This is a genomic window from Planococcus sp. CAU13 (assembly GCF_000775575.1).
Classification (GTDB): domain Bacteria; phylum Bacillota; class Bacilli; order Bacillales_A; family Planococcaceae; genus Planococcus.
In genome coordinates this window covers 1-11,102 of record NZ_JRGN01000072.1, presented here as the reverse complement: position 1 = coordinate 11,102, position 11,102 = coordinate 1, and the positions used below count along the sequence as shown (strand labels likewise).

The window sequence follows — 11,102 nt, the reverse complement described above, 5'->3', positions numbered from 1 at the left end:
ATTATTTCTGCGTTCAGCCGTTTCCTCCCCAAAAATCACTCATTCTCCGCCGCATACTCACCAAACTCAAACTCCACTTTCTCCACAAACTGCCGCTCCCCCTCCGACTTGATGACGATATTGAAATTGCTGCTGTACGGATGCATGAAAAGTTCGTACTGAATCCGCCGTTCGTCATGCGAAGCTTTCAAATAATCCAGCTCCATTCCTCTTTCCGCGATATCGCGCGACGATCTCCTCGCGAATTCCGTGTCGCCATCTGTATAAAAATAAATTTTCAGATCAAACAGCTCTGGATCAATAAAAGCCGTGCTCATCCCTTCAATGATGGTCACCTGCTTGCCGGAAGTTATCAATTCCCGCTCCAGGTAATGGACATCGATTGTATAGAAATCGAGTCCCTCCCTCACCATCCGCACATCCCGCTCCAAAGCCCCCAGATGATGCGCTTCAGGGTGGCACGCTGTCATTTTATAGCGATGGTTCACACCTTCATATGTATAGTCGATCAAGGCATTCTTCCGGATATCCGAAGAAACAATATAAGGATCCGTGTTAAGGTAATTAACGTTTTCATTCCCCAGCCGCTCAAGAAGCTGGCCAGAAAAAGTAGTCTTCCCTGCTCCTCCGTGGCCTGATACGCCGATTACCAGCCTGTCCTCTTTCGACCCTATCCAATCCACAAGCTTTTCCATCAATTCATCCATTTTCTGCACCCGCCAGATAAAGCATGCGGCTCGCTTTTTATAAAAGCTGCCGCACCTCAAATTTAGTTCCTTTATTATACATGAACTAAATTATCCGAAAACCACTTTCACGACACAAAAGAAGGTTCGATATAGTAGCAGCTGCCGCTGTTCATCTTGCAGATCTTTTTCAGCCGGGTCGCTTCGGCCACCAGTTCCTCGGCAGAACTGAAGCGGCCCGGGTCATTTTTCACAACGGCAATCGAGATGGAGACAAGCGGAATCGCCTCCATTTCCCCTGCACGGTTTTCGCTCAATACGGTTTTATTCGCATAATGCTCTTCTGTATAAAAATAGCGGACTTTGTCATCGAATATCCGGATGACATCATTGCAATAATTTTCAAATTCGAAATGATTCAGGATGACGATGAAATCGTCTCCGCCGACATGCCCGATAAAGCAGTCTGGAGCCGGGAAGCAGTCCTTCAGGATGGTGGCAGTCGATTGCAGGAATTCATCGCCTTTCCGGAAACCATACAGATCGTTATACGGTTTAAACCGGTCCAGATCGATATAGAGAAAAGTGAAATCATTCGGATGCCGGAACAGGTTTTCCAGTTTCTCGTCAATGATGTAATTGCCCGGTAAAAGCGTAAGCGGATTGAGGTAACGGGCAACGTCAGCCTGAATATCTGCAACTTTCAACAGCAATTCCTTGATGCTGACAGTTCCAAAGACCGTATTTTCCTTCTTGATGATGACATCGTCATATACTTCCTCGTCCGGCCGGTCCATTGCCTGTTTGCTGACTTCGATGACAGATGCGAAATAGTCGACGATCAGCGGAGAATTATTGGCCAGAAGCTGTATAGGTCTTTTCAGGAACAGATTGTAGCCATAGCGTGTACCCATTTTTTGATAGAAACTCGTGCGGGTGATCAGTCCGGCGGAATTATCTTCCGCTATTACCACAAATCCCTGCAGCCCCTGGTTTTCCTGGAACAGCTGATCCACATCACCACAAGGGACATCGTGCGATACACAAAAGATCTCCTGCGCAATCTCACCTATATACGTCATAGCCGCCAATTCTCCTTTTGCATTTGATTTACCTATTCATCCTTTGACTTTTAACATGAATAAAACCTGTTACCAGGCTAAAGCGTATTCTTCCATTTTTCCTCTTTTCAGCTCCGGTGCTGGCCGTCCAAGCGCATATCCCTGACCATAATGGATTCCCAGGGTTTTCAAAAACCGCAATTCCTGAACGGTTTCGATTCCTTCTGCCACGATAAACGTATCGGATTGAGAAGCAAATTCCATCAGCAGACTGACCAACTGCTGCTGCGCCGGCTGCAGGTGAATATCCCTGATCAGGAACTTATCGATTTTAATGAATTCCGGCTTCAGCGAAAGAATCGTCTTGAGGCTGTTGTATCCGGTCCCGGCATCATCGATGGCAATGCGAAACCCCTGCCTGCGGTAATTATCGATAATTTTCTCAAAGCTTTCGTAATCTGTCACTGCCTCTTTTTCCGTCAGCTCCAACACCACCCGGTCCGGCGAAATTCCGTATTTCTCCAATAAATCCAGTGTCGTGCCGCTCCGGTAAGCCGTGTCCATCAACACCTGCGGCTGGACATTCAGGAAAATCAACCCGTCTTCCGGGCTGTCCGGCACCTTGACCTGTTCTGCATATCGCTTCAATGACAAATTCCGCAGAAAGCCTTCTATCTTAAAAACATTATTGGTTTTGCCGATATACGAATAAAAATCTTCTGTCGTCGGGAAATGATTCGTGCTTTTCGGCCTATTCAGCACTTCAAAGCCGATCGTCTCCCCTTCCGCCAGGCACAGAATCGGCTGAAAAGCCGTGTTGAACTCTTCCCCCGCTATCAGATTTTTCACTTCGATATCCTTGCAGCTCGCTTCGTAAAGAGCTTTTTGATTTTTATTTATGTAATTGATGAATTTGATTGCGTTACTGAAGCTGATGGTGTCCGTCCCCTTTGTAATAAATTCAGAATCGGTACTATAGTAATGTTCGGTCCATTACTATATTCCCAGTATAGATTTTTATTGTTAAGACATTGTGAAATTACTGTAAAGAATTGAGGGAGAAGCAGAGATTTTATTTCTCAAAAATTTCTCTATACATTTCTAATAAAAGGAAATATCCTATATAAAAGCTATTTAAGGAAAGAGAGCTGGGTTGATGTGAAGATTATTCAAGGTAAATACAGTGACGCGAAAGTATTCACGAATAATATCGATGACGTGACGGTTGCGCAGATTGAGGAGTTTTTGAATGAGGAGCTGACGAAAGAAGCGAATGTCCGCATCATGCCGGACTGCCACGCAGGCAAAGGCGCGGTGATCGGCACGACGATGAAAGTGACGGACCGCGTCGTTCCCAATCTCGTCGGCGTCGATATCGGCTGCGGGATGCTGTGTGTGGAAGTTCAAAAGACGGACGTCGATTTTGCGAAACTTGATGCGGCGGTCCAGGCGCTCGTGCCTTCCGGACAATCGATTCGCACATCCCCTCATGACTACATGAAGCATATCGAGCTCGACCGGGTGCTGGCGAACTTTTCGAAAGAGACGGCCGCTCTGTCACTCGGCACGCTGGGCGGCGGCAATCACTTTATTGAAATGAATGAAACCGAAGATGGCAGGCTATTCCTCGTCATCCACAGCGGCAGCCGCCATCTTAGCACAAAAGTGGCGAACCATCACCAAAAGAAAGCAATCGAAAGTTTAAGCACGGACAAGGAAAGGCTCAATGAATTGATTGCACAGCTGAAAGTGGAAGGCCGCCATAGAGAAATCAATGAAGCAATCCGTTCCTTTAAATCCGCAGCACCTGTCGTTCCAAATGATTTGGCTTATCTGCAGGGAACCGGGATGGAAGATTATTTCAACGATTTGAAGATTGCCCAGGATTATGCGAAATGGAACCGCGCGGCGATGGTCCAGGAATTGATGGAGGCCATGGCTTTCCAGGAAGTCGGCCGCATCGATACCGTCCACAATTACATCGACCTCGAACACATGATTTTGAGAAAAGGCGCCATCTCCGCACGAAAAGACGAGCTGGTGCTGATTCCCATCAATATGCGCGACGGCTCGCTGCTGGCGAAAGGCAAAGGCAACGACGACTGGAACCAGTCCGGTCCGCACGGCGCCGGCCGCATCCTGTCCCGGACAAAAGCGAAGCAGCAGCTCAACCTGGACGATTTCACGGCTACAATGAAAGGCGTCTACACGACAAGCGTCAGCGCCGACACCATCGACGAATCGCCGTTCGCCTACAAAACAATGCAGGAAATCATCGACAACACCCAGGACACAATCGAAATCCAGTCTGTTTTAAGGCCGCTTTATAATTTCAAAGCTGCAGAGTTTGTGGGATGGCGCGGGAAGTAAGAGGTACCATCAAGATTTCTCCTAAAACTGGCCATTGCTTGAGAAAGAATTAAAAAATGACAGCAGAAACGCCATCCGGATTTTCGGATGGCATTTTCTGGTCGCTTTTTTTATTCTCAACTCGGACCGGTTTATTTCCAATCGGCTTTTCGAAGGGTTCTGCACGACATATTATTACTCGAAATGAAATAAAAACATCACAGCATCCACTTATTGAGACGCCTTTTGGCCGCTCCCTATTAGTTGGCTGAGATCCTCCCAGCCATAAGCCACTTCAACCAGATCTTTACCGGCAATTCTGATCGTTTTGCTGTCCACTTCCCGACCGCCCATTTCCTCATAGAACTGACGGGAGCTGTTATCCTTCAACACCCATACAAGCATGGAATTCATACCCTGTTTCATCAGATCTTCAGCCACGCGTTCCACCAGCCGCTGGCCAATGCCGCGCCCGAGAAATTCCGGCAGGATGTAGATGGCGTACAGCTCCCCTTCAAGGTCTGCATACTCCCCGGTCCTCTCCTTGCCACCGGTTGCAAATCCGGTGATCACGCCATTCTCATCTTCGGCCACGTAATTATTATCGTTTTTCAGGTTCTCATTCCATAATCGTTCGCGCGCCTCATACGTCAGCCCATCCAAATACGAATCGGCGACAATGTTCCGATACGTGGCACGCCAGCTGTCGACGTGAACGCGGGCGATTCCACGGGCGTCAGTTAACTTCGCTTTTCTGATGATCATATATGTCTCCTTTAGTATGAATTTTAAGCAATCGGTGCCTTCTGTACAGTCCGAATTAATAAAGCGACTATTTATGTATGATTTCTATAGAATAAATTCTCCACCCCACTGCCTAATCCCACAAAGTTATTTATTGCCCATAATAAGAAGTGGCCTCTATGAACAGAATAAGCAAATAACTCATAGCCAGTGAATTCAGGATAAATAAAAACAACGGAAAACCTTTGAAGTCCCAGGTTCTACTCTTCACGATACACACGAGTTCAATCGTCATCAAAACAGGTAATACTACGAAAAATAAAAAGAACATAACTCTTCTCCTTCCTTTGAAAATTATAATCAGTTTTTCAAGCTTTCATTGCCAGAAGCTCAATGAGTTTTAATTCAACGGACCAACTATATCCAAAATTTCTCCGGTAACTGCATCCATCACGATAGTGGGAACAACATCTTCATAACTTATCGTCACTTCCCATTGCAGGTGGTTAAACAGACGTCCAGGGAACTCACCCTGCGGACGCATCTGCAGCTGTATGTTTTCTCCCGGTATGTCATCCAGTTCGATTTGAATTGGCGGTAGACTCTTCAGAAACTCCGAAGGCGGATTTTTCAGATGCTCATACGCCTGAACAACCGCTTCTTCTGTGCTGAGAGTGGGCTTCTGGTGCTGGTAAAGAACGAAAATTACTACGGCAATCAATAAAATAGAAAGTATTTTTTTCAAGGGCTTCTCTCCTCGTTAACTAAACAAATTTATGACTATTTCCTGGTTTCGATAAATTTTACCAAAAGTTCAATCTATTATACTTCCCTCTGCATAATTTTGGTATATTTTGTATAGATAAATTTTACCAACTATATATAAGGGGCGATACCAGTGAACCGAACAATCAAATGCCGCAAATTGACGAAAGCGTTTCAGGGTGACGGAGTGGAGACTTACGCGTTGAATGATATCAATCTGGTGCTCACGGAAGGCGAATTCATTTCCATCATCGGGCCTTCGGGTTCCGGCAAGTCGACGCTGCTCAGCATCATCGGCACACTCGACGAACCGAGTGCCGGCGAGCTGCTGCATGAAAATCAGCCCATCCATAAACGGAACAGCCGCCAGCTCGCCGATTTCCGTTTCGAGAACATCGGCTTCATCTTCCAGCAATTCCATCTCATCCCGACATTGACGGCGCTGGAGAACATCATGTCGCCGCTGTTCGGGCGCAAAGTCAGCTACGATAAAAAGCAGCGTGCGCTGGAGTTATTGAAAATGGTCGGACTGGAGAATAAAGCGAATTCCCTCCCTTCCCAACTGTCCGGCGGCCAGCAGCAGCGCGTCGCCATCGCCCGAGCGCTCGTCCACGAACCGAAATGGCTGCTGGCGGATGAGCCGACCGGCAACCTCGATTCGGATACCGGTGAACTGATTTTTCAGCTGCTGAAGCAATTGAATCAGGAGAAAGGATGCGGTGTCCTGATTGTCACGCATGATCCGGCACTCGCCGACCGCGCCAATCGCAAAATTGAGATGCGCGACGGTGAAATCGTCTCGGACACGCAAGTAAACCAGTATGCTTAACTTCATCTGGAATTCATGGTGGCGCAATAAAGAGCGTTTTATTCTCTTACTGGTCGGCGTTTTGATCCTGAGTACAGGACTCAGTTATTTGATCGGCATTACGCAGGCCAATAACGGAACTGTCGTGGATGAGCTGCAAAAGAGGTGGAAGTCTTCCTATCATATTGTCGTGCGTCCGGAAGGCAGCCGCAGTGTCACAGAAGATTTGAATCTGCTCGAACCCAATTATCTGAGCGGGTTGGAAGGCGGAATTTCGCTTGAGCAGTATGAACAGATTAAAGCGATGGCGGATATCGAAATTGCCGCGCCGATTGCGATGATCGGCTCCAACACAAGTTATGTGGAGCTTGAAGATCCGGATATCACCGAACCGGGTATCTACCGGATGATCCTGCGCGAGGAAACGAATACGGGGGCCGGTATCCAGGTGAACGAAATGTCCACTTATGTCACTGCCGGCGGCTGGATGCCGGATGGTGCAACCGCTATCGATTACGGCATTTCACCTGGCATCCCGAATTTATCCTACGGAACTTCCGTCATGATCGCCGGTATTGATCCAGAGGCGGAAGCGGCCATGGTCGGCTTGGATGAAGCCATTGTCCTCAATGATTTCAGCCGTTATTTCAATGACAGCGATGTTTCTGCTCCGACCGGTGAAGTGCTGGGCGAGGTACAGGAATACAAAATTCCGGCGTTAATCAGTAATCAGGATTTTGTCGATGCCAAACTCACCTACAGCTTCGAGAAACTGGATCTCGCGTTTGATAAAGACCAGCAGGCGATTGCCGAGGATATCCTGACTAAAGGCGGCGATGAATATCTCGATGGATTCGAAGGAACTCCGGTAAAAGACTTCACATACCACACAACGGATGTACATGAAAAACTGATCCAAAAGATTTTGAATCCGTATTTCGAGGGGATCCGCATGGTGCCCGATCAAGCCTGGATCTCCTCGAAGCCTTCTGGGGTAAAATATATGCCCGTAACCAGCCCGTTCCCTGAACGCTGGCCTTATACCTACGAAGTCGAGCCATATGAACTTCCGGAAGATTCACCGTGGACAATAAAACACATGTACCGCCAGGTTAATCCGTACAGCTACGACAGTTCAAAATGGCCGAAATTGCGATTGGATTTTGTCGGTGTTTTCGATCCGCAGAAGCTGCAGATATCGAAAGATCCTCTGACTGAATTGCCGATGGAGACGTATTTCCCGGCAAAAGCACAATGGGTGATGGATCCGGAAAACAATCCGGTCAACCCACCCGCTGAAATGAAGCCGACGAACGATGATTACGGGTTTTTGACAAAACCGCCATTGGTATTGACGACACTTGAAGCAGCGGCCCAGGTTTTAGGCGAGACGCCGATTTCTGCCATCCGTGTAAACGTCAAAGGCGTCGAGCTGATGGACGAAGAAAGTGAAGCACTTCTCCAAAAAGTGGCCGCTGAAATCGAAAAACAAACCGGTCTGATCACCGACATTACGTTAGGCTCTTCCCCACAACTGGCTTTAACGCATCTTCCGGGGCTTGACGACGGAGAAGCACTCGGCTGGGTGCAGCAGCCGTGGATCAAAATCGGTTCATCCATTTCCATTTTCAAAGAAGCGAAAATCGGCATGAGCGGCGTCATCGCCAGCGTGATCCTGGTCGCCATCGTCTACGTATTCGCTTCCAGTATCATTATGCTGTTTGCGCGCAAGAAAGAATTTGCGGTGTTACTGGCACTAGGTTGGCGCCCTTCCCAGTTATCCAAACTGCTGTTTTTGGAAGCGACGATTTTGGGTGGCCTTGTCGCGCTGATCAGCTGGTTTATTCTCGGTGCGTTTTTCGTGTCGGGCAGTGTCGACACTTCCGCGTTCCGCGTATTTTTGATCGGCGTCAGCGGACTCGCCATCTACTGGCTGGGTTCATTGATACCGATCGCATTGATCCGCCGAATAAAACCGTTTGAATCGATGCGCTCCGGTGAGGTCTCTCACCGCTCGAAACGAATCGTACGGTCTGAATCCGTCATCGGCATGAGTTTCAATAATTTGTTCTCACAGTGGCAGCGAAGTGTGCTGTCAGTATTTGCCATTGCCGTTCCGACCAGCCTGTTCATCTTCTTCCTTTTTGTGACGTTCCGACTGAAAGGCGTTCTTTATGCGACTTGGCTCGGAGAATTCGTGGCGCTTGAAGTCGGGACGATGCATTATGTGGCGATGGGCGTCGCTTTATTGATTGCCATCTTAACGACCACTGAAATCATGTGGCAGAATGTTTCCGAACGGCAGGCCCAAATTGCAGTGCTGAAAGCGACCGGCTGGCAGAACAGCCGGGTGCGTGCGCTCGTCCTGTGGGAAGGCATCCTGACCGGTCTTCTCGCGGGCATCATCGGGATGGCGATTGCACTTGCCATCATCTATGCAATGTACGGCCAGCTGCCGAAAGAGGAATTCGGCTTCCTGTCGCTGACGCTCCTGATTCCCGTTGTCACCGGGGTGCTCGGCGCTATATTGCCGGCTGAGAAGGCGGCGCGCATTCTGCCGTATCAGGCGATCAACGGGACGCTGCACAATTCGAAAAGAGTGGAAAAACAGTTCAAATGGGCAATTGGCGCAGCAGGCGCAACGCTGGTCGCCGGCATATTCTCGCTGTTCCTGTTTACACTGCCTGAACCTGGCAATAACGTCAGCGGCACCGTTTCTGAAACGGCTGTGGACGGCACCGAAGGCGAAATGCTGGCCGAAGCACCTGAAAAAGAAGAGCCAGCGGAAAGTGATGTAAAGGAAGAAGTTGCTGAACCGGAAACCAGCGAAATTGCAAAACTGAAGGAATTCTCCTACCGCTCTTATACTTTGGGAGATGGCACGAACACGACAGAAGAATTCCGGTTGGGCGAGCTGGTGGAGACGCCGGCCGGAATCGAAGTGTCGAGTGAGCAGAACCGCCTGATTTCCTTCACGGTGACGCTGGATATGACAACCGGTTTTACCGAAAGCTCAGTAACTTACAAGCCGCACGGTTTCAAACTGGTCGATGATAATGCCAATGAATACTATGTCGTCGATATGAAAGTGACGGAAGGTGAAGACAGATGGCGGCATAAACACAAATTCATGATTCCGAACAAAATGACGACCATCCTGACCTATGAACTTCCGAAAGATCTCGACCGCGCTGTCTTTGTGGCGGGCGGCGACTTCTACCCGAGTCCTGTCGTCGTTGAAATTCCGCTTGGCAGGGTGGAGTCGGCAAGTGGATTAACACCCGGCGCCAGTGCCTCGTATTCAATCGATCTGGCGCTGGACAAGCAGGACATTTTCAAAATTAGCGCGGAAATCGACGTGACGAATGAGTCGGCGGATCCGTTTCAGGATATCGGGTTTTATTTCATCCCGAATGCTTTGACCGATGCCAATAAACCCGAATACATGGAAGACGGAGCCGAAACGGCCATTTCGAGTGTCATGTCGGACGGCATGGAAATTCCGTTCGAGCTGGACGGCAACCGCCTGTTACTGGAATTGGATCAGGAACTGGCGCCGGATGAAACGAAAAAGGTGAAGATTGACTATACGTTAGAGTTGCCGGAAGAAGGCATCCGGCTGGCGCAGGTGGACAATAATTTCTATTTGGCGCAGTGGTATCCGATGCTCGGCCATTACGACAATGGCTGGAAAATTGAAGACTACGACAGCAAAGGCGAATCCTATCATACGCCTTATGGCAGCTACAAAATCGCTTATCAATTGCCGGGCGATTATCTGGTCGCGAGTTCCGCTCCGGACGGCGAAGTTCTGCCGATGTCTTCCGGCACATTGGCTGGCGACAATATAAAAGACTTCTATCTGGCATTCCTGAATCCCGACGACTGGCATACCGCGACTTCAAGCGTGAACGATACGGCATTGCGGGTTTATGCGCCTGCTGGTGGAGAGGATTTCACAGCGGATATGCTGGCTGTGGCAGAAGATGCGTTCAGCTTCTTTGAAGAAAAGATTGGCGACCATCCCGCTGAAGAGCTGGACATCATCGGCAATGACGGCGGCATGGAATATCCGAATATCATTGAAGTGAACGGCAGTCCGGATGACTTTGAGCACACATTGATTCACGAAATTGCGCACCAGTGGTTTTATTACCTGGTGGCAAGCGACCCTTATACGGATGCCTGGCTGGATGAAAGTGTAGCGGAATGGGCAGCTTCGATGTATATGGAGGAAAAAGGCTATCCGGATCCGTTCGCTTTTTCAGAAGGCATGGTTTCTAACCAGCCCACTGCCCCTGTCATCAACCTGGCGCTGGATGAATTTGAAGAAGGCGAATATTATTCGACCGTTTATGGAAAAGCGCCTTTGCTGCTGCAGGAGTATTTCGAAGCGAATGGAGGCTCGGAAGCAGCTTTCGGCTTTTTAGCGGCGTATACGGAGAAATTCCGCCTCGGCGGATATGTCGACACGAAATTGTTTGCCGATTTTTTTGAAGAGCAGCTGGGTGAAGGCAGCCGTGAGTTTTTGGAGAGCTGGCTGGAGTTGGAATAAAACAGGAAAAGCGCCATCCGGATTGTCGGATGGCGTTTTTGTTTTGTGGGTTTTGGAAATACGCTCAACTCGGATCCGTTTACGCTCAACTTTTGATGGAATACGCTCAACTTCCGCCGGTTTACTCCCAACTT

Annotated in this window: 8 protein-coding genes; 3 read left to right on the top strand and 5 right to left on the bottom strand. The window is 48.7% G+C overall.

What is annotated here, in order from left to right:
- Positions 1 to 35: 35 nt before the first annotated feature.
- The 3 genes from KW93_RS03215 to KW93_RS03205 form a co-directional block, all read right to left on the bottom strand.
- Positions 36 to 707: a uridine kinase family protein gene (locus KW93_RS03215; protein ID WP_033541525.1), complete on the bottom strand. Its 672-nt coding sequence runs from the start codon at positions 705 to 707 to the stop codon at positions 36 to 38.
- Positions 708 to 814: 107 nt separating this feature from the next.
- A complete protein-coding gene (locus KW93_RS03210) occupies positions 815 to 1,768 on the bottom strand; it encodes a GGDEF domain-containing protein (RefSeq protein ID WP_033541524.1) in 954 nt (317 codons plus the stop codon).
- 69 nt (positions 1,769 to 1,837) lie between these two features.
- On the bottom strand, positions 1,838 to 2,596 hold the full coding sequence (locus tag KW93_RS03205; protein WP_235318353.1) for an EAL domain-containing protein: 759 nt from the start codon (positions 2,594 to 2,596) through the stop codon (positions 1,838 to 1,840).
- A gap of 309 nt (positions 2,597 to 2,905) precedes the next feature.
- Here KW93_RS03205 and KW93_RS03200 point away from each other — a divergent pair, with 309 nt between their 5' ends.
- Positions 2,906 to 4,117, top strand: a complete 1,212-nt coding sequence (locus KW93_RS03200) for an RNA-splicing ligase RtcB (protein WP_033541522.1) — start codon at positions 2,906 to 2,908, stop codon at positions 4,115 to 4,117.
- Positions 4,118 to 4,327: 210 nt separating this feature from the next.
- Here KW93_RS03200 and KW93_RS03195 read toward each other — a convergent pair whose 3' ends face one another.
- Both KW93_RS03195 and KW93_RS03185 read right to left on the bottom strand, forming a co-directional pair.
- A complete protein-coding gene (locus KW93_RS03195) occupies positions 4,328 to 4,861 on the bottom strand; it encodes a GNAT family N-acetyltransferase (RefSeq protein WP_033541521.1) in 534 nt (177 codons plus the stop codon).
- Positions 4,862 to 5,240: 379 nt separating this feature from the next.
- Positions 5,241 to 5,585 (bottom strand): hypothetical protein, encoded by a 345-nt coding sequence (locus KW93_RS03185; RefSeq protein WP_033541519.1) that lies wholly within the window; start codon positions 5,583 to 5,585, stop codon positions 5,241 to 5,243.
- Positions 5,586 to 5,738: 153 nt separating this feature from the next.
- On the opposite strand from KW93_RS03185, the gene KW93_RS03180 reads away from it, so the two are divergent.
- Both KW93_RS03180 and KW93_RS03175 read left to right on the top strand, forming a co-directional pair.
- Positions 5,739 to 6,434 (top strand): ABC transporter ATP-binding protein, encoded by a 696-nt coding sequence (locus tag KW93_RS03180; protein WP_033541518.1) that lies wholly within the window; start codon positions 5,739 to 5,741, stop codon positions 6,432 to 6,434.
- Positions 6,427 to 10,968 (top strand): FtsX-like permease family protein, encoded by a 4,542-nt coding sequence (locus KW93_RS03175; RefSeq protein WP_052131450.1) that lies wholly within the window; start codon positions 6,427 to 6,429, stop codon positions 10,966 to 10,968. The genes KW93_RS03180 and KW93_RS03175 overlap by 8 nt, the downstream gene beginning before the upstream one ends.
- Positions 10,969 to 11,102 lie beyond the last annotated feature (134 nt).

Bases quoted from the DNA above. Each gene is read 5' to 3' on its own strand.
- KW93_RS03210 (WP_033541524.1), bottom strand. From the start codon at position 1,768: ATGACGTATATAGGTGAGATTGCGCAGGAGATCTTTTGTGTATCGCAC.
- KW93_RS03195 (WP_033541521.1), bottom strand. From the start codon at position 4,861: ATGATCATCAGAAAAGCGAAGTTAACTGACGCCCGTGGAATCGCCCGC.
- KW93_RS03175 (WP_052131450.1), top strand. From the start codon at position 6,427: ATGCTTAACTTCATCTGGAATTCATGGTGGCGCAATAAAGAGCGTTTT.
- KW93_RS03215 (WP_033541525.1), bottom strand. From the start codon at position 707: ATGGATGAATTGATGGAAAAGCTTGTGGATTGGATAGGGTCGAAAGAG.